This window comes from Calothrix sp. CCY 0018 (assembly GCF_963920925.1).
Lineage (GTDB): Bacteria > Cyanobacteriota > Cyanobacteriia > Cyanobacteriales > Nostocaceae > Rivularia.
On sequence record NZ_CAWUDI010000050.1, the window covers coordinates 37,410 to 57,249 of the forward strand.

Sequence of the window (19,840 nt, forward strand, 5' to 3'; positions counted from 1 at the left end):
CCTTCCCTATGAGGGAAGGGGGCAGGGGGGTTAGGTTTCCGAGGTGCCCGAAGTAAAACATAATACTTTTCCGCCCATCCTCTAAGGCAATAGGCAACAGGGAACAGGGAATAGGGGTAGGAAATGGGCAACAGAAAGAAGCACGGGCTAAAGCAACAAGAACAGTAAGCAGTTTTTCTATATACAGTTGTATGAGTAATTAACCAGACATTTCATAAAGTGAAAAATTAAACCGAACATCGAAAAGTATTGCACAATTTACCTACAAAAATAAGAAGTGAAGAGTCACAAATTTTTAGTAACTCCTCACTCCTCGGAAGGAAAGATAGGTTTTCGTATGGGAAGGCTTTAGAAAAGGTGAATCTATGCCCTATGCCTTATGCCCCATGCCCATTTTTATCTTTTCAGCAGCAAATAATATAATGTTCCGTTACCACCTGTAACTCCAGCGCGATCGCCTGCCACTTTACCAGTACCCATGAAGTAATCAACTCTTCCGGGTGTCTTGATGGCGCTACCTGTATCTTGGTCTAGTACAAATCTACTGACTTTGCGATAGTCTAATCTTCCACCGTATCCCACATAAGGAAAACTAGTGTTAACTAACGCTAATGCACCGGGAGGCATTAAAGATTTGTCTGTAGCTATGGAACGTTCTGGTGTTACCGGCACGCCGATACTACCAGTAGCTGGTGTATTGCCTTTATCTCTAAAGAATATAAAACGTTCCCAACGCGGTAAATATTCGTCCATAGCGCCGGGGTTACGTTGGAAAAATTCAACAATACCCGGCATTGTGGTTTGTTTCTGGGTTATTCTTCCGTCATTAAGTAATGCTTTACCGATGCTCGTCCAAGGATAATCGGTTGCCTTAGCATAACCCACACTAGTAACGCTGCCATCGGTTAATTTGAGTTTGGCAGAACCTTGGATATGAATTAAGTATGCATCAAAGCGGTCTTTGAACCAAAATAGTTCTAAGCCATTTAAACGACTATCTTTACCTAATAATCCATCTTTCCCTTCAAGTTGTAATCTTGTGGGGTGGGGTTTTTGCCATTGTTCAAAGTCAGGTGGTAATCGATAAATGGGATATTTATATTCGTTGGTACGAACCCGACTTGCTGCATAAACTGGCTCATAATATGCGGTAAATTTAACGGTACCCTTGCCGTCGTTGCCGGTTGATTTGTAAAACGTAAACTCGCGTCTAACTGCATCTTGCAATTCTGCTGCGGATTTTGATGTACGCACCAATTCGCGAAACCGTAATAAGCTACGACGCACGCGATCCAACGTAATTTCCTTGACGGGATAATTTTGATAAATTTTGGCGACGCTGGGTTTTTCTAAATAACCCAAACTATGATCGATTGATTGAATCAATGCCAAGCGATCGCCAGCTTCACCTTCGCCTTTTCCACCCCAAAAAAGCTGCTCATCCCAACCCAAACAAGCGTAGTTAGGCGTACAGTCATTAGGTAAGCCCATTGGTTTTAGGGGAGGTACCGAAGCTATGCTCATTAGCGGTTCCGGTTGCGGTACTGTTATAGGAATAGTCCGTATTATTACAGGTCGCGGCGGTTGCTGTACTGTTCTTATAGAAGAACTTGGTAGCGGAGGCCGTGTCATAATCGACACCTGAGCGACAACTGAACGAACCGGGCTAACTAAAGCAATTCCCAGGCTCAAGGAAAACAAAGCAAGGGTTTTTCTCATGATTTATGTAAATCTATCTTTCAATACTAGAACTAAATATCGGCTCAACTCGAATCGCAACAACCCGAGACGGACGAAGTACCATGTACTCGCCGCTTATATTTTTAATTGGCACGTTTATAAAGTCATCAGAAGCAGCTTTGGGCATAAGCTCGCCGCTGTACCACTTCTGAAACTCCTGAATTGTGGGAAAACGCACTTCTTCCCGGTGTCCGCTTTCCATTAATAGGTATACTGCGTATTCACTTGCACTTCTAGGCATAACGTTTGAATCATTTGAGACACATACACCACATTGTTAACCCACCTGTTGCCCTAATGGAAAGGGGAAAAAACCCGGATATTGAAAAAAATATTAACATTTACAGGATTAGGTATGCTGAAATCTCGTAATTAGCAATTTGTTTTTAGTTATTACTACTGTTAGCTGTAATTACTAATTAACAATTGAGAACTACGAATTATTTCGGAGCAATCTAACTTTGGTAGAACAAACGATTCTCTTTCCCCTGATGACGCAAGATCGACGAAAAACTGTTCCCAAAATAAGCACGATTTCATCGTTTTTTCCAACTATCTCAAAATTTCTCTGGGTTTTTAGTAACAATTGTTGTCTGTCGGTAATTTTTTTCTGATTTACGATTGATGCTGCGTTAAAGACGATTTTTAATAACTTATAGTTCCGACTAAAACCTGTGTGGGCATCTCTACAATTCCACCAGAATAACAGCATAATTTTTCCTATTTATCCCTTTTCTAATAGTTATAAATTCGATAAATATAATTTGCTACTTATTATTGCCTTAAATGTCAAGGGCGATTAATGACTTTTTAATTTATTACTTTAAAGGATAATAGGCAGCATTAATTAAAAATAAATGCTTACAAATTAAACCTGTTTAGCTATAAGTTTAAGTAATACGAGTGAAATGATTATCTGTATTATTCGGCTTGCCTTTCCTCGGTTGCGAAGCATTCCCTGCTGTGCCTAGATAATAATAACCGAAAAGCTGCTAGTGAACGAGAATACTTAAAGTTATGTAAATTAATCATAAATACAGGCATTTTGCAGTTAAATATATAGCAAATAGCGAAAAAATTTTCATTCAAATTTACATAAACTTCTTACTTTCTATCAAAAAAAAGAAAATATGTACAAAGGTAGATGCAACATCCACCCAGGGGTAACTTATCATACTATTGAAACTCTATATACCATTCAACAGAACTACCAAAATTTACCGCGCTAGGTAGATGCGGTGATGAAAAATCAATGTTTTATATTAACCACTTACGCCAAACTAATTCGGATCAAAATATAGTGCATTCACAATTTTTTAAAATTGCACGTATATTAGTATCGTTTATCGTTATTGCTATTCTCTGTGAAACAGGGTGGTTATTTACTCGGGATGAAAAATTTCTACTATCTGATTCGTCTATTTCGATTGTTGTCGAAGCAATTATCGTAATAGCAGTTTTTATAGTGTTGATTTGGCAAGGTACCAAGATAATTGAAGGTGCTTTTATTCAACGCGATAAAGCGATGAATGCATTAAGAGAAAATGAAGCGAAGTTTAAAAGTTTTCTAGATGCAAATTTTATCGGTACTCTAGAAGTGAATATCGATGGTAGTATTTGTATCGCAAACGACGAATTTCTGGGAATAACAGGCTATTCAAATTCCTGTCTGCAAGCTGGTAAATTAAACTGGTTTGATATTACCTCCTCAGAACATAAAGATTTAGAGAATCAATGCTTTTCTCAAGCCAAAGCTGTTGGAAATAGCAAGCCCTATGAGAAAAATTTGATTTGTGCTGATGGTACACAAATTAAAGTTAAAGTTAAAGTGGACTGTACTTATGTAGAAGATCCTCAGCAGCCACCTAAATATATTGTTCATGTGAGCGAATGCAATCAAACTGAACAAAATATTATTTCCGAGCAGCATTGGTTGGAGCATCTACTCGATATGATTCCAGCACCGCTGTTATTAATTGAACCGGGAACGGCTAAAGTAACTTTTGCGAATCAAGCAGCGAACAAAATGGCTGGTGGTACATTTCAAAGAGCGCAATCTCAGGAAGAATACAGCAAGTTGTACCGTTTTAGCGATGCCCAAGGAAAAGCAATTCCTAACGAACTTGCACCGATGATACGGGTTGCATTAGGTGAGAGACTCGAAGGAGTTGATATCAACTGGCATCAAGGAGATAATATTTACCAAGTCAAGGTATTTGCAGATGCATTACCTCCAATAAATGGTTATTCGGCTACTTGTTTCGCTTTATTCCAAGATATTACTCAGTTAAAGCAGTTAGAAGCATCTTTAAAATTAGGAAATGATAGACTTAAATTAGTATTTGAAACAACTAACGATTTAATATCCTTTCAACAGCCAGAAGAATTAATTGAAGTCTTGTATCGTGAAATTGCTCTTCAATTAGATTTGGATTGCTACTTATATTATTTGGTAGATAAGAATTCTCAAGAAATACAGTTAAATTCCTACAGTGGGATTACTTGTTCTCAAGCAAAAGATTTGGAATGGCAAAAATTTGGTCAAGGAATTAGCGGTACTGTAGCACAATCCCTTTGCGTTACAAATATAGAAAATGTACCGCACTCCAACGTGGAAACAGAATCGATTCGTAGTAATGGTATGGTTGCTTATTATTCTTTTCCCCTGATAGCTCAAGAACAACTTTTAGGGACGATTAGCTTTGGAAGCCGAACTCATTCTGGCTTTAATGATTACGAAATAGGTATAATGCAGGCAGTTTGCAATCAAATAGCTTCTTCGATTCAACGGGCTAATTTAATCAATTCGCTACAACTTGCCAATCGCATCAAAGATGAATTTCTGGCTATTTTATCTCACGAATTGCGATCGCCATTAAATAGCATCTTAGGATGGGCACAGTATTTACAGATTCGCAAGCTTGACGAAACCACCACATCAAAAGCTCTAGAATCTATTGAGCGTAATAGTAGAGAACTTAATAATGTAATCGAAGAATTGCTTGATATGTCGCAGACAATTCAAGGTAAAATGCAGCTTAATATCGAAAATTGTAATTTAGCTTCAATTATTGCCACAGTTATTGAAAACTTACGTTCGGCAAGTCATGCCAAGCAAATAGAAATTAAATTATCATCTTTCAAAAGTTTGGAAATGGATAAACATATAGAGAATGCAAAATTTGCAGATACTATTGAGTCGTTAAAACAGCTTTCATCTCTGTCGGCAATTGCTGCTTCTGATGATCCGATACACAATAATAGTAATTTCTTAGTGGCAGGCGATCGCGAACGTTTAAGGCAAGTAATATGGAATTTATTTTCTAATGCGATTAAGTTTACCTCTTGTGGCGGTTGTATAGAGGTACGTTTGTTAGAAGAGAAAACAACAAATAATTCATTATCCTATGCGGTAATTCAAGTCAGCGATACGGGAATGGGTATCAATTCTGAATTTATTCCTTACGTTTTTGACCGTTTTCGTCAAGGTGATAGTTCCAGCACCAGAGCGCATAACGGACTAGGATTGGGATTATCAATTGTACGGCATATAGTAGAATTGCACGGCGGTAGCGTTTTTGTAGAAAGCCCCGGAATTGGACTCGGTTCTACATTTACAGTTAAATTGCCGCTTACTACATCAAATGAATCGCAATTGATTAAAAAAAAATGTTTTGAAAAATATGTAGGAATTAATTAATTGGGAGGGAGTAGGGAACAGGGAACAGGGAATGGGGAATAAAGAAGGTATTAGTTTAGAAAATTAGTTATAACAAGTATTTCAGAGCTTTTTTGATTGACTGCAAATCGTAGCAAATTTTAGGGTACGTTGTCGCAAAGCGCAATGCACCATAAATAAATAGTTATATAGTTATTAATATTATTTAAAAGTATTATTAATAAGTTTACTGCTGCCTGTTCCCTATTCCCCATTCCCTTAATTTTCAAGTCGTCGATAAAGCTCGCCAAGTTCTAGGGCCAACAATACCATCTGCTGCCAAACCTTGACGGCTTTGAAAAGCTTTAACAGCCGTCTCAGTTAAAACGCCAAAATCACCATCAATACCAATTGGGTAGCGTTTGGCGATTAAAAGCCGTTGCAAAATTCTCACAGAATTACCTCTATCCCCAAAACGCAAAGTAGGTAATCTATTCACGGCAGTTGGTTGTAACATCATAGATAGTTCTCGATTGAAATTTTCTTTCATAAAAATCCTTAATTACACCTTATCTAGACAGCCAAGCAATTGCCTCTGTGTGCGAATAGCTTTTAAAGTTAATTAAATTTACACCAATAATTAGTTAATGTAATCCTTTTCAGAAAAAACCACAGATAAATATTTATCTGTGGTTATAGTTCACACCTCCATGAACTACGATTTCATATTTACAGCGTAATTCAGAGCCATAACTCTTTAAAGTACCCGTTGGGGGGAGATTGGGGGATGGGGGGATGGGGGGATGGGGGGACAAGGAGAAAATAATTATTAACTCCTAACTCCTAACTCCTAACTCCTAACTGATAACTGATAACTGTTCACTGATTACCCAATCCCTTCAATTACCGGATGAAAGTAGAAAGCGAATGCTAAGACAGCGTAGGTTGCTAGCAGTAAAGTTCCTTCTAACCAGTTTGATTTTCCATCAGAACTAATGCTGTTGGCAATTAATACCGATGCAGCAACGGCTACTAGTTCAAATGGATGGAAATCTAAGTCCATTGGTTGTCCTATTATTTTGCCAATTATTACTAAAAGAGGAGCAACGAATAGGGCAATTTGCATTGTGGAACCAACGGCTACAGAAAGCGAAAGATCCATTTTATTTTTCATGGCTACGGTAACGGCTGTAGCGTGTTCGGCGGCGTTACCAATTATAGGTACTATTACTACTCCGGTAAATAATGCTGTTAAACCGAGTTTTGATGTAGCTACTTCTAAAGAATCAACTAACAATTCTGACTCAAAGGCTACGAACAAAGTACATACAAGTAATACTCCAGCCCATAACGTTAGATTTGGCTTTTTTTCGGGAGTTTCCATCGCTTCTGTTTCTGCTACTCCTACATCAAATAAGTAAGAATGAGTTTTCATTGAGAATAGCAAAGTCAACAGATAAACAACTATCAAAATTACTGCCACAGCAAGAGAAAGGTTTTGCAAAGTTGTTTCGCTAATTCCTTCTGAAGTATAATTAACCGCTGTTGGTACCAAAATTGCAATTACTGCCAAATTCATGGCTGCTGCATTCATCCGCGCTATTAATGATTGAAATGTTTGTTCTTTATAGCGGATTCCGCCTAACAACATCGAAAATCCCATCACTAAAAGCAAGTTACCAATGATCGAACCTGTAATACTCGCTTTTACTACGTTTACATAACCAGCCCTAAGCGCAATTATGGCAATAATTAATTCTGTAGCATTACCAAAGGTGGCATTTAACAACCCTCCGAGGGAAGGTCCTACTACTACTGCAATTTCTTCTGTAGCTGTACCCATCCAAGCCGCTAATGGGATTATTGCCAATCCAGCCGCAATGAATATGGTTAAGTCTCCCCATTCGAGAAACTTAGCTGCCAGAGAAACCGGGATAAAAGCCAGCAGAACCAAAAATACAATCTTTTTTCCAGACATTTGTCACCTGAAGTTGACGTGGGTTAGTCGCCGCAAGTATGAACGTAACAAGAACTATCATCTAAACAATCAGTAGTCTTCCCCCGCAGGTTTGAACGGGAGCGATGGAAACTAATTCCTTACTTCTTATTCAAACATCAATGCTTGATATTACTTGAATATATTCGATACTAGGACGACCACACTCCAAGATACTCCACCATAATATGCTTAGGCGGTTCCGGGATTTTACTGTTTTGGTTTTTTTTCCGGATATATAAAATAAGATTACGTTTTAAGTAGTGCGAGCAATCAAAAGAGCAAAAATCCAAAATTCCGATTTGTATCATATACTGATAACTAGCTCTAATATATTAAAAGAGAATTAAAATTTTCCTACTCGATCGCCGGGGAAGATTTTCCTCGTAAGATTCGTGAGATTAAATAAATAAAACAGTCAATTCTTTGTTGTATTTTGTAAAAGAACTTCTCGATCAAAAACCAGGTAGGCATTTAGTATAAATTTCGATGTGTCTGCCAATCCAACAGCGCCCAAACAAGCTAAAAATTTGATTATTTTTGTAATTCATCTACAATTTCTGAAAATACCTTTGTGTAAGAAAACGATTTAAGTTTTGTTCGGCGCAATTGCCTTTTTTACCTCTAAAAGGAATAACTCTACATGACTTTGAGAGCTGAGTTACCAACTTCTGTTGGTGCAAATTTGATTGATAATGCAAGTACCGATCCCCGCAGTCTCGACCCATTAAAAACGGCTGTGGGAGTCTATGTAACGGTACACGGTCATTTCTATCAGCCGCCACGGGAAAACCCCTATTTAAACGCGATTGAGCGTCAGCCCGGTGCCGCACCATTTCACGATTGGAACGAACGAATTCACCATGAATGCTATCGTCCCAATGCATTCGCCAGAATCTTAAACGAGCATGGTGAAGTGGTGGGGATCGAAAATAATTTCGAGTATATGAGCTTTAATATCGGCCCTACATTGATGTCATGGTTGCAAAACTACGATGTTGATGTATATCAGCGAATTATCGAGGCAGATAGGAAAAGCAGCGAGCGTTTGAACGGTCACGGTAATGCGATCGCGCAAGTATACAATCACATTATTATGCCGTTGGCAAGCGAACGCGATAAATATTCGCAGATTCGCTGGGGTAAAGCAGACTTTCGTTCTCGTTTCGGACGCGATACCGAGGGAATGTGGTTAGCTGAAGCTGCTGTCGATTATGCAACCTTAGAAGCTTTAGTTAACGAAGGTATTCGCTTCATAATTCTTGCACCTTCCCAAGCCGAGCGCTGTCGTCCGATCCCCACACATGACGAAACCTTGGAAGAATGGCACGAAGTAGGGGGAAATCAAATCGATCCCACTCGTCCTTATCGTTGCTATTTACCAGATTCAGAAAATACTAATTCCCAACGTCGATATATCGATATATTTTTCTATGACGGCCCAATTTCGCGAGATATGGGTTTTAGCGATGTAGTTTACAACTCCAACCATTTTGCAGGGCGTGTAGGTGCGGCAGTTCGTGGCGATCGCCGTCAGTCTCAAGTAATTTCGGTAGCGACAGACGGAGAAACTTTCGGGCACCATAAAAAGGGCACCGAGAAAACTTTAGCTTATGCCTTCACCCAAGAATTCCCTCGCTGGGGCTGGACGGTAACTAATTATGCTCACTATCTCAGCTTAAATACTCCTACCTGGGAAGTTGAATTAAAGCCCGTAACTGCTTGGAGTTGCGCCCACGGTGTCGATAGATGGCAAGATGATTGTGGCTGCGGTGGTGCCCCCGACTGGCATTTAAAATGGCGCAGACCATTGCGTGATTCCCTCAACTGGCTCCGGGATCGATTAGTAGAAGTATATCAAGAACAGGGTAGTAAATATTTTTCTGACCCTTGGAAAGCACGGGATGAATATGTCGAAGTTTTATTAGATCGCAGTCCTAGCAATATTTACAGCTTCCTGAATCGACATCAAAAGCACAAGCTACAAGCATCCGAGCAGGTAGACGCTTTACGTTTATTAGAGATGCAGCGTCATTCATTATTAATGTTTACTAGTTGCGGATGGTTTTTTGAAGAACTTTCCCGTCCCGAAGGAACCCAAATTCTCCGCTATGCAGCCCGTGCAATGGAATTAGCAGCAGAAGTAGCAGGGGTGCAATTAGAGAAAGGTTTTCTACAACTACTTGAACTTGCTCCCACCAACATCGAGAGTTTTAAAACTGGTGCAGAAGTTTATCGTCAATTAGTGTTACCATCCCAGATTAGCTTCAAAGAGGTAGCAGCACACTACGCGATTACTTCCTTATTTAACGGACATCAACCAGTAGAAAAATGGTCGGGGCTTACGGACAAAAATAATCAAGATTCGCAACTGCATCACAAACAGATTTATTGCTATACAGCCAGCGAATTAGACCATCAATTACAGCGTTTGGGTTCGATAACGCTAGCAATAGGTCATTTAAAGTTAGTGTCCGAAGTTACTTGGGAAAGTCAGCAAGTAGCATTCGCCGTGCTTCACTTGGGTGGTTGGGATTTCCACTGCTGCATCCAACCATTTGAAGGTAAACGAAGCTACACCCAACTCAAAGATAAACTGCTAACTGCTTTACAGCAAGGCAGCGCCGCTCATACCATCTTGGTGATGACCCAATTATTTGGCGAAGAATCCTTCAACTTACAAAACCTCTTTGCCGAAGAACGCCATAGATTAATGCGGTTATTGAGTCAGGAAACACTTTCAAGAGTTGACCAACTTTATACCCAAACCTATCGGGATAACTACGGTGTTTTGATGGCATTCCACCGAGACGGATTAGAAGCACCCAAAGAATTACAGGCAGCAGCAGAAATCGCCTTAGAATATCGCTGTATGATGACACTGCGTAGCTTAGAGCAAGATATTGAAGAATCGCAGTTAAGCTGGAATCATCTGGTAGAATTAGAGGCGATCGCCAACGAAGCCAAACACTTGCACTGTAACTTAAATCTTCCTGAAGGAAAGCAAATATTAGAAAGATTGAGCTTGCGTTTGTTATGGCAATTATTGTACGATGCCAAGGGTAGTTTTGAATTTCAGATACAGCGCTTGGAAAGATTGATTGAAGTAGAAGAACATCTGAGTTTAGGTATTTCCTTAGAACGTTCTCAAGAATTGTACTTCAACTGTCTGCACGCTGAAATACTGCCGAAAACCATCGCTGAAATATTGAACGATAGCGATAAAAGTCAGTTGCGTCAACTTTTGAAATTGGGTAGAAAGTTAAAAGTTGATGTTAGCTATTGGGTGAGTAAATTGGGTTAGAAAATCTGTAGACAACGGTATTTTTTGAATAAACCCATTAATGATTTAGAGACTTGCTGTGGCAAGTCTTTTTTTTTGTATTGTAGGGGAGGCAAATTGCGAGGACACTGCGTTGCCGAGGAACACGCACGGTTGAAGCAAGTGTCCGGGTGTAGATTTTCTTCGGGCAATATTGCCGTTGTGTTATCGCGGAGCGTAACGCACCGAATTGTTAGATACCTTCTAAAATCAAATTTATCCTTCAAGACAGATAAATACATCACCTTCCCTACCCCATTAGAGAGATAACTTTTGTTGATAAATCTCATAAGTTAACTTAAGGAAAGCAATTATTGGAAAAAGTATCATAATGCCAGAAACTAAAGAAGGATTAGGGGAAGAAGCGCTGAATAAAGCCGCAGAAGTAGGAATGTCTAGTCAGTTAGATGAAGTAGAAGATTTAGATGTTCATATCAAAACAGATCCTCTTCATGCGGTTCAGGGTGAAGTAGAATCAGTTGATATTGATGGTGACGGTATGGTAATGCAAAAAGACCTCCGTATGGAGGAATTGGATATGCATATTGATAACGTCGCTATAAATCCCATGACTGCGGCTTTTGGGAAAATTGAACTTACCAAACCCACTAAAGGTAGTACGCGAGTTGTTTTACTTGAAGAAGATATCAACCGCGCTTTTTATTCGGAATACGTGCAGCAACAGTTAATGAGCCAGAAAATTAATATTAATGGAAAAACAACAAGCATTGTTCCTCGAAAAGTAGATTTTCGTTTACCGGGGAAAGGCAAAGTAGAGTTAGAGGCCACCATTATATTAAAAGAATCAGGGGAAACAAATAAAATTGCATTTTCCGCAGTACCGCGTGTAAGTCGTAATGGCAAAACTGTAACTTTGGAAAATGTTGATTATGGCGATAAAGAAGAAACTTCATCTGAATTAACACAAGCATTAATAAATCAAACCAGCGAATTATTGAATTTAAGCAACTTTGATTTAGATGGAATGGATTTAACAGTCAAAAGTTTAGAAGTCGAAAAAGGCAAATTAATCATGCAAGCCGAAGCTTACGTTGAAAAAATCCCTACATAGTAATCAGTTATCTTTTACTAATAATCCAAAATCCAAAAGAAACGCATCCGTTGTTAAAATCCAAAATCCAAAATTTATTTACCCTTTAACTTTTAATCATGACAGAAACTCAAGACAGAAGAACATCGCCGTTTCCTAATATTCCTAATGTTTTAGAAACCGACGATAGAGAATTTCGGGATGCTGGCGTACCTAGTACCGTAGCTGTTTTAGGTCATCCAATTCACCCGATTTTAGTACAATTCCCGATTGCCTTTTTAGTTGGTGCGTTTTTATCCGATGGTGTTTTCTGGTTCACCAGCGATGTATTTTGGGCAAGAGCATCTTTCTATTTAATTGCAGGTGGTTTTTTAGCCGGTATTGCTGCTGCTATAACTGGAATGTTAGACTTTTTCAGAATAGGAAGAACCCGTTTACGCACCGCTGGTTGGGCGCATATGGCTCTTAATATTGCTGCTTTATTATTAACTTTAGTTAATTTAGGATTGCGGTTGGGTTCTACCGTAGGAGCCGTATTACCTTGGGGATTAGGAATTTCCACTGTTGTTGCTACACTCCTTGGTGTTTCCGGTTGGTATGGTGGCGAATTAGTTTACCGACATAAAATTTCTGTAATTGGTAACGGTAATCCAAGAGAAGTTTAATTCAGTTATCAATTATCAATTAACAAATATCAATTTGTCAGGTGCGTTATGGTGAATAGCGCACTTTTTGTGTATTAATGATGTTATCTAAATAATTTCGGCTCTTCATTACATAGTATGCTAAATCTTCAGTTAAAAAGCCCGAAACACTTGTTATGTAAGAACTTTAAAGTATTTATTCATATAAAATACCTTCTACAACTATTTTTCCCTTCTGCCCTCTGCCTTCTGCCTTCTGCCTTTTTACGACTATTTAATTAGCATACCAAGTGCTGAAGAACCATAATTTCAATATTAGGACTTATGCAAAGGAATATAATTTAGTGGGGGTTGAGGAGATATAAATTTATGCAAATTATGCAAAAAATAATTAAAGTTAAACCTAATTCCAAAGAGCAACAAATTATTGAAGAAAAAGATGGTAGTCTTACTATACGTTTAAAATCGCCACCCGTAGACGGTAAGGCGAATCAAGAGTTAATCAAAGTATTATCAAAAAAATATCACGTCCCAAAATCTTATATCCGGATTAAATCTGGGGCTTCCTCGCGTCAAAAGTTAATTGAAATTGAGACGGATTAGTTCCTTATAAAGTTGCTTTGTTGGGTGTAACAGAGTGGAACCCAACAAAGCAATTACCAATTACCTATTACTACTCCCTACTCGCTATTCCCTGTTAAGAGTTCCCTATTCCCTCTTCCGATAATATTATTCGCATCTAAACAGTGAATAACGTTAAAATTGCAACCAAAAATAAGTAGGAAATGTAGGTTGTGCGTTTTATTTCCGCTCTACTGCTATTTGGTCAAGTTTGGTTGCGTTTGTTACAAGGAAGAACCTGTTACCGAAGGATTATAGAACATATGGTGAAAGTTGGCCCCGGTTCGATTTCTCCGGTGCTGCTTGTAAGCTTTTTTGCAGGTATGATTTTTACGATTCAAACTGCAAGAGAATTAGTTAAATTTGGTGCTGTCAATGCTGTTGGTGGTGCTTTTGCTTTGGCTTTCTGTCGAGAGTTAGCCCCAATCTTAACGGCTAGTATAATTGCAGGGCAAGTAGGTTCGGCTTTTGCTGCGGAAATCGGTGCAATGATTGTCACCGAACAAGTTGACGCACTTTATATGTTGAGAACTAATCCTATAGATTACTTGGTTCTTCCTAGAATGGTTGCTTGTTGTTTGCTATTACCAATATTAACGATTTTTTCCTTGGTTACGGGAATTATTGGTGGAATTTTTGCCGCAGTAGAATTTTATCAGGTAGTTCCAGAAATCTTTTTAGAATCGGTGAGAGAGTTTTTAGAACCATCGGATTTATATATTATTTTGTTCAAAGGCTTTATTTTTGGGGTTTTAGTTGCTTTTATCGGTTGTTGCTACGGTTTATCTACTTGTGGAGGTGCGAAGGAAGTCGGAGAATCAGCAACGAAAGCTGTTGTCAGCAGTTGGGTGATGATTTTTATTATGGATTTCTTTCTTTCTTTACTATTCTTTGAAAAGCCTATATTTTGACAAGTTTATCTCTATTGTTAATTAATGTATCGATTTTTAGGAATAAAATACGAAGCTTTGAAGTAATCTGTTACTGATATTAATTTTTACCACGAATATTTTATTACTTGCATTACTCGAATTATATTTATAAGTGCATATGTCTAAATTAATCATACCTATTCATTAAGTCAGGAACTGCTAATTTTTTAGGGGAATAATTTTATGCGATCGCCCACTCCAAAACAACGACGACAAGAGTTAGTCGAGCAGTACGTTTTCTCGCGCCGTACCATGATGGGGCTAATGGCTTTAGTCTGTACTCCTGGTTTAGAAACTTTAATTAACAACGAAACTAAACCCGACATACCGGAGCCACCAGATAATCCCACCATCCCGAGCTTACCTCAAAAGGATTCACCTGCCACTCAACAACAACGCCAAATGCAGTTGGCAAAGACTCGTGAAGAATATCAGTTAGGGTTGCGACTGCCCAATTCACCCAAAGTGGAGACTCTACCCGCTCAAGAAGCATTTTCTGAAGGATATAACAATAATCGAGCAACTTTATCGGAAAAAATAGGAGCCAATCAACAAGCATTTCTGGATAATCCTAAACCATTTCAAAGCTTTGATGATTATGCCGCACTGTTTCCCGTTTTACCGTTACCTGATATCGCTAAAAATTTTCGTAACGACGATGTATTTGCCCAACAGCGGCTTTCTGGCCCAAATCCAATGGAACTGAGGAATGTTCTCACACTTGATTACAATCTTCGTGACAAATTTGGGATAACTGATGAGATTTTTCAAGCCGTACTAAGCGCGAAAAGAGGCAGAAAGCGCATTAATCAAAGTCTTGACAGAGCTATTCAAGAAGGCGGTTTATTTGTTACCGATTATGCGATGCTTGATAGCATTCAACCGGGAGAAAATAAATTTATCACTGCTCCAATAGCGCTTTATTTCGCTGAAAGAATTCGCGGAAATTGGCAGTTAATTCCCATTGCTATCCAGTTGGGACAGGTACCTAGGGAAAGTTTGCTTTGCACGCCTTTGGATGGTGTTGAGTGGACTTTAGCCAAGCTAATTGCCCAGATGGCTGATTTTTACGTCAATCAAATTTACCGGCACTTAGGGCAAACTCATCTGGTAATGGAACCAATCGCATTAGCGACAGTACGCCAGCTAGCTGCTCGCCATCCCGTGAACGTACTTTTAAAGCCTCATTTTGAGTTCACGATGGCAATTAATAGCCTTGGCGATGAGGTATTAATTAATCCAGGGGGAGCAATAGATATTATTTTAGGGGGAACTTTAGAAAGCTCGCTACAGCTTACCGAACAAGGTGTATCTGATTTTTTCAACAACTTTAGCGACTTTGCACTTCCGACTTATTTACGTCAGCGCGGTGTTGATAATTCTTCTATGTTGCAAGATTTTCCCTACAGAGACGACGGGTTGCTTGTTTGGAATACCTTGGAAGACTATGTAAGTAGATATATCGGAATATATTACAAATCCGATCAAGATGTCCGCCAGGATTCCGAGCTACAAAATTGGTTTCAAACTTTACGTAAACCAGTTAGTGAAGGTGGTTTTGGTATAGTTTCTCTACCAGAAAGCCTAACAAACCGCGACCAATTGATTGACATTTTGACAATAATTATTTTCACTGCTGGTCCGCAACACTCAACTATTGCTTGGATTCAATATCAGTATATGGCTTTTATTCCTAATATGCCCGGAGCGCTTTATCAGCCTATTCCCACAGCTAAAGGAAAATTCGCCGAAGAAAACAGCCTTACTAGTTTCCTTCCTGGAGTAAAACCAGCTCTTACTCAAGTCCAATTTATGTCGTTAGTTGGTACCAAACGCGACCCGAAGGCATTTACAGATTTTGGTACAAACAGTTTTCAAGATCCCAGAGCTATTAGGGTTCTTAGAGGTTTACAGCATCGCTTGGAAGTAATAGAAAAACGGATTGAACAACGAAATAAACGTCGTAAAGAATGTTATCCAGGTTTCCTTCCTTCTCGGATGGCTAATAGTGTTAGTGGATAGAAATAGTTAAAAATTGAAATTTAACTGCCTCGAAATTGATTTCGAGGCTTATTTATGCATTCAATTTATCAGTACCAAAAGTTGCCAATATTTCCAATTTTGTAAATAAAAATATCAACTATATATTCCTAACTCCTAACTCCTAACTTTTAGCTACTAACTCTTCTTTTCCCATTCCTCTTTAACATCACCAATACTAATAAACCTTGGTTGCGCTTTGATTCTTTCGATCCAAGCTTGAATTGCCTTAAATTTACTCAAATCAAATCCTCCTTCATCCGCAACGTGGGTATAAGCAAACAAAGCAATGTCAGCAATTGTATAACGCTCTGCAACGAAGAAACTTTTCCCGGTCAAATGATTTTCCATTACTTCGAGTGCTGCATAACCGCGTTCGTGTTTTTCTTTTAATGCTTCTTTATATTCATCCTCTTTACCTAGAATAGAAATCCAATATCTAGATGTAGCGATAAATGGCTCGTGGCTATATTGTTCAAAAAATAACCATTGCAATACTTGTGCTTTAAAAAAACGGTCGTAAGGAAGAAATTCTGTGCCTTCGCTTACATACATTAATATTGCATTTGATTCGGCTAAGTATTTACCCTCTTCAACTTCTAAAACTGGTATTTTACCGTTGAAATTTCTGCTTAAAAATTCCGAGGTTCTACTTTCTCCTTTTAATATATTTATCTCTATTCTTTCAAATGGCATACCAATTTGCGTCAGCAACAAACGTATTTTATAGCCATTACCCGATGGTAAGAAATCATACAAACGCGGCGTTTCCATGCTAAAAAATATAAAAGTGGAATGATTATTCAATCAAGAGTTAAATTATAATAAATTGCTCAATAAACAAAACATAAATTATAAAATTTTTATAATATACACAATAACTGATAAAACCATATAATTTTTTTTTGATCTCTAAAAATCATGCCCTGATGATTGTTTGATGGATATACGTACATTCTTGAAACTAAAAATACCAACGTTAATGACATATTTTTAACTTGATCTTTTTGATTATACGTATCGTTTTACAAGCTATATAGGACTCTTAAAGGATATTTTTTAGCAAAGCTTCTCTTCTTAAGTATAAAAAACGAAGGTACATTTTCTGTTGCCTGTTCCCTATTCACTTTTCCCTCTGCTTATACATAAGTTATATCTTTAATTACTCCTTTAGATGTAATTATTTTATCTATGTAGTTATTCTCCGGTTTATGCTAAAAAAGATAATTTATCATAGGTATTAAAATAGACATATATTTTCCAGAGTTAACAATCATATGTGCGGAAGATTTACTTTGATAGCAGAACCTGACAAGGTAAAGCAAGTTTTTAAGATTTCGGATATAAGTAACTGTCAGTGGGAAGCACGATATAATATCGCACCAACGCAGAACATCGCGACTGTTTTATATGATTCCGAAAGCAAAAAACGCGAATGTCGAGAGCGAAGTTGGGGATTGATTCCTTCATGGTCGAAAGATTCTAAAATGGGAGCAAGAACGATCAATGCTAGAGCGGAAACTTTGGCAGAAAAACCTTCTTTTCGTTCTGCTTTTAAACGCAGACGCTGTTTAATAATTGCGGATGGCTTTTACGAATGGAAGAAAGTCGAAACTAAAAAACAGCCATATTACTTTCAGTTAAAAGATAAACAGCCTTTTGCCTTTGCGGGCTTGTGGGAAGAATGGCAATCTACCGAGGACGAAAAGATAACTTCTTGTACAATTGTTACTACAGAAGCTAACGAATTATTACAACAAATTCATCATCGAATGCCGGTGATTCTCCAGCAGTCAGATTACGAAACATGGCTAGATCCGCAGCAACAGAATACCGAATTATTACAGAAACTACTGCGCCCATTTGAAGCCGAAAAAATGACGATGACCGCAGTCAGCACAAAAGTTAATAGTCCGCATCATACCAGTGCCGAATGCATAACGCCCAAAAGAGAGAAAAGTTAACAGAAAATACGTGAAAATTTGGTTAAATTAACAGTTATCAGCGATCGGTTTACTAGTTACTAGTTACCAGTTAATATTTACGATCATAATTATTGTCAGATATGCCAAGAACTCAGAAGAACGATAACTTTATCGATAAGTCCTTTACAGTAATGGCAGACCTTATATTAAAGCTTCTGCCAGCGAACAAAAGAGCCAAAGAAGCTTTTGTTTATTATCGAGATGGAATGTCAGCCCAAGCAGACGGTGAATATGCTGAAGCTTTGGAAAACTATGAGGAAGCTTTAGAACTAGAAGAAGATACTAACGATAAGAGCTATATCCTCTATAATATGGGCTTAATCTACGCCAGTAACGGCGACCATGAAAAAGCACTCGAACTTTATCATCAAGCAGTAGAATATAATCCCCGTTTACCTCAAGCTTTGAATAACATCGCCGTTATTTTTCACTACAAAGGTGAAAAAGCCATCGAAGGTGGCGATCGCGATGGGGGAGAAGCGCTATTCGATACAGCCGCCGATTACTGGATTCGAGCTATTCGCATGGCTCCCAACAACTACATCGAAGCCCAAAACTGGCTCAAGACAACAGGGCGATCGCAAATTGACGTATATTTTTAGTTGTTAGTGGTTAGTTGTTAGTGGTCGATCGCTAATAACTTTTAACTGTGAAAACTAATAAATACGAGATATATAAAAACGGGCAGGATGCCCGTACCACAAGAGTCTATAAGATTTTTGCAGTATGGATATCTTGCCCGTGTGCTTTTTATTTATCTACGATCAATTACCATTACTTTAATTCTTAATTTATTACTAAAAACATGATTGACCGCGAACAAGTACGTAAAGTAGCTCATCTTGCCCGTTTAGAATTAACAGCATCAGAAGAAGATCAATTTACCACTCAATTAGGCGATATTTTAGATTATTTCGAGCAATTGAGCGAATTGGACGTTACCAACGTGGAACCCACAACCCGAGCAATCGATGTCAGCAATGTAACCCGTGAAGACAATCTACAGCCCTATCCCAATAGAGAAGAAATTCTCCAAAGTGCCCCAGAACAAGAAGGGGAATATTTCAAAGTACCGAAAATTATGAGCGGGGAATAAGGTATGGAGAGGGAGAAGAGGGGTTCTAAATAAATTTCAAATAAATTTATTTAGAACCAGCAGTCCATTTAATTCCAAATCTGTAGTTTTTACTTGCCTCTTCATGGTCTGCAAAGTATTTTTCTTCTTTACTAATAACAATTTGAGAGCGGACGGTTTTAATCATTGCAGCAGCACAGAAACGTCGATTACTGTCCGGGTTATCAAGTTCAAGAAATACTTCCTCACCATTACTGATTTTGAACAATATGCGCCCCTGTACGGATTTAAAATCGCTTGTTCCTTGGTAAATTAAGGCAAAAAACATGACTCGTTTAATCAGGTCGGGTCTAAAAATATAAATATTATCGCCATTAGCCGCAGCCCCAGTACGATCGTCTTTATCAAGAAAAATGTAGGTTAAAAAGTAAAAAGAGAATCCCCATGAATAAATAATGGTGATTAAAAAAGGACACCTTGTTTCTTGCACTACGTGTCTCGCAACAAATCTTTATTTCCTTTTCCATAAATAAATTTAGGGGCTTCAAACCAATTTGATTCCTATGCACTTTTTACTTTTTACTTTTTATTTTTGCCTTGTGAAGTGACCGCTAAGGAATACTGACATCAGTAAAACACTTGAACTGAAAAAATCTTATATTTATAATTCTTAATTCTTAATTCGTAATTAATCCCCCATAAATAAAATTTAAAAGCTTACGTATATATTAAGTTTAATGAAAATATAGTCAAACATAATCATACATAGTTTAATA

Annotated in this window: 16 protein-coding genes; 10 read left to right on the top strand and 6 right to left on the bottom strand. The window is 38.2% G+C overall.

Annotation, left to right across the window (positions count from 1 at the left end):
* Positions 1-396: 396 nt before the first annotated feature.
* A complete protein-coding gene (locus ACM03V_RS28215; protein WP_414624121.1) occupies positions 397-1,719 on the bottom strand; it encodes a murein transglycosylase A in 1,323 nt (440 codons plus the stop codon).
* Between the two features lie 13 nt (positions 1,720-1,732).
* Positions 1,733-1,981: a hypothetical protein gene (locus tag ACM03V_RS28220; protein ID WP_414624122.1), complete on the bottom strand. Its 249-nt coding sequence runs from the start codon at positions 1,979-1,981 to the stop codon at positions 1,733-1,735.
* A 1,011-nt stretch (positions 1,982-2,992) separates the two neighbouring features.
* Between ACM03V_RS28220 and ACM03V_RS28225 the strand changes: the two genes are divergently transcribed.
* Positions 2,993-5,440 (top strand): ATP-binding protein, encoded by a 2,448-nt coding sequence (locus ACM03V_RS28225; protein ID WP_414624123.1) that lies wholly within the window; start codon positions 2,993-2,995, stop codon positions 5,438-5,440.
* Positions 5,441-5,684: 244 nt separating this feature from the next.
* On the opposite strand, the gene ACM03V_RS28230 is transcribed toward ACM03V_RS28225, so the two are convergent.
* Together ACM03V_RS28230 and cax are read right to left on the bottom strand one after the other, a co-directional pair.
* A complete protein-coding gene (locus tag ACM03V_RS28230) occupies positions 5,685-5,948 on the bottom strand; it encodes a peptidoglycan-binding domain-containing protein (RefSeq protein ID WP_414624124.1) in 264 nt (87 codons plus the stop codon).
* Between the two features lie 336 nt (positions 5,949-6,284).
* Positions 6,285-7,376: a calcium/proton exchanger gene (gene cax, locus ACM03V_RS28235; RefSeq protein WP_414624125.1), complete on the bottom strand. Its 1,092-nt coding sequence runs from the start codon at positions 7,374-7,376 to the stop codon at positions 6,285-6,287.
* 661 nt (positions 7,377-8,037) lie between these two features.
* Between cax and ACM03V_RS28240 the strand changes: the two genes are divergently transcribed.
* From ACM03V_RS28240 to ACM03V_RS28265, 6 genes are all read left to right on the top strand, one after another.
* Positions 8,038-10,698 carry a DUF3536 domain-containing protein gene (locus ACM03V_RS28240; protein ID WP_414624126.1) on the top strand — a complete coding sequence of 887 codons (2,661 nt, stop codon included), beginning with the start codon at positions 8,038-8,040 and terminating at the stop codon, positions 10,696-10,698.
* Positions 10,699-11,047: 349 nt separating this feature from the next.
* Positions 11,048-11,788, top strand: coding sequence for a DUF2993 domain-containing protein (locus ACM03V_RS28245; RefSeq protein WP_414624127.1), 741 nt, complete (start codon positions 11,048-11,050; stop codon positions 11,786-11,788).
* A 98-nt stretch (positions 11,789-11,886) separates the two neighbouring features.
* On the top strand, positions 11,887-12,432 hold the full coding sequence (locus ACM03V_RS28250; RefSeq protein ID WP_414624128.1) for a DUF2231 domain-containing protein: 546 nt from the start codon (positions 11,887-11,889) through the stop codon (positions 12,430-12,432).
* A 357-nt stretch (positions 12,433-12,789) separates the two neighbouring features.
* Complete coding sequence (locus ACM03V_RS28255) at positions 12,790-13,014, top strand: DUF167 domain-containing protein (protein WP_414624139.1); 225 nt, start codon at positions 12,790-12,792, stop codon at positions 13,012-13,014.
* A 191-nt stretch (positions 13,015-13,205) separates the two neighbouring features.
* Positions 13,206-13,943 (top strand): MlaE family lipid ABC transporter permease subunit, encoded by a 738-nt coding sequence (locus ACM03V_RS28260; RefSeq protein WP_414624129.1) that lies wholly within the window; start codon positions 13,206-13,208, stop codon positions 13,941-13,943.
* Between the two features lie 204 nt (positions 13,944-14,147).
* Positions 14,148-15,986, top strand: coding sequence for a lipoxygenase family protein (locus tag ACM03V_RS28265; RefSeq protein ID WP_414624130.1), 1,839 nt, complete (start codon positions 14,148-14,150; stop codon positions 15,984-15,986).
* Positions 15,987-16,142: 156 nt separating this feature from the next.
* Here ACM03V_RS28265 and ACM03V_RS28270 read toward each other — a convergent pair whose 3' ends face one another.
* A complete protein-coding gene (locus ACM03V_RS28270) occupies positions 16,143-16,778 on the bottom strand; it encodes a glutathione S-transferase family protein (protein ID WP_414624131.1) in 636 nt (211 codons plus the stop codon).
* 503 nt (positions 16,779-17,281) lie between these two features.
* On the opposite strand from ACM03V_RS28270, the gene ACM03V_RS28275 reads away from it, so the two are divergent.
* The 3 genes from ACM03V_RS28275 (at position 17,282) to gatC (ending at position 19,085) form a co-directional block, all read left to right on the top strand.
* Positions 17,282-17,968 (top strand): SOS response-associated peptidase, encoded by a 687-nt coding sequence (locus tag ACM03V_RS28275; RefSeq protein ID WP_414624132.1) that lies wholly within the window; start codon positions 17,282-17,284, stop codon positions 17,966-17,968.
* Positions 17,969-18,069: 101 nt separating this feature from the next.
* On the top strand, positions 18,070-18,591 hold the full coding sequence (locus ACM03V_RS28280; protein ID WP_414624133.1) for a photosystem I assembly protein Ycf3: 522 nt from the start codon (positions 18,070-18,072) through the stop codon (positions 18,589-18,591).
* 203 nt (positions 18,592-18,794) lie between these two features.
* Positions 18,795-19,085 (top strand): Asp-tRNA(Asn)/Glu-tRNA(Gln) amidotransferase subunit GatC, encoded by a 291-nt coding sequence (gene gatC, locus ACM03V_RS28285; RefSeq protein ID WP_414624134.1) that lies wholly within the window; start codon positions 18,795-18,797, stop codon positions 19,083-19,085.
* A 46-nt stretch (positions 19,086-19,131) separates the two neighbouring features.
* Here gatC and ACM03V_RS28290 read toward each other — a convergent pair whose 3' ends face one another.
* The gene (locus tag ACM03V_RS28290; protein WP_414624135.1) at positions 19,132-19,554 is read right to left on the bottom strand and encodes a hypothetical protein; all 423 of its coding nucleotides are present in this window, start codon (positions 19,552-19,554) and stop codon (positions 19,132-19,134) included.
* Between the last annotated feature and the right edge of the window lie 286 nt (positions 19,555-19,840).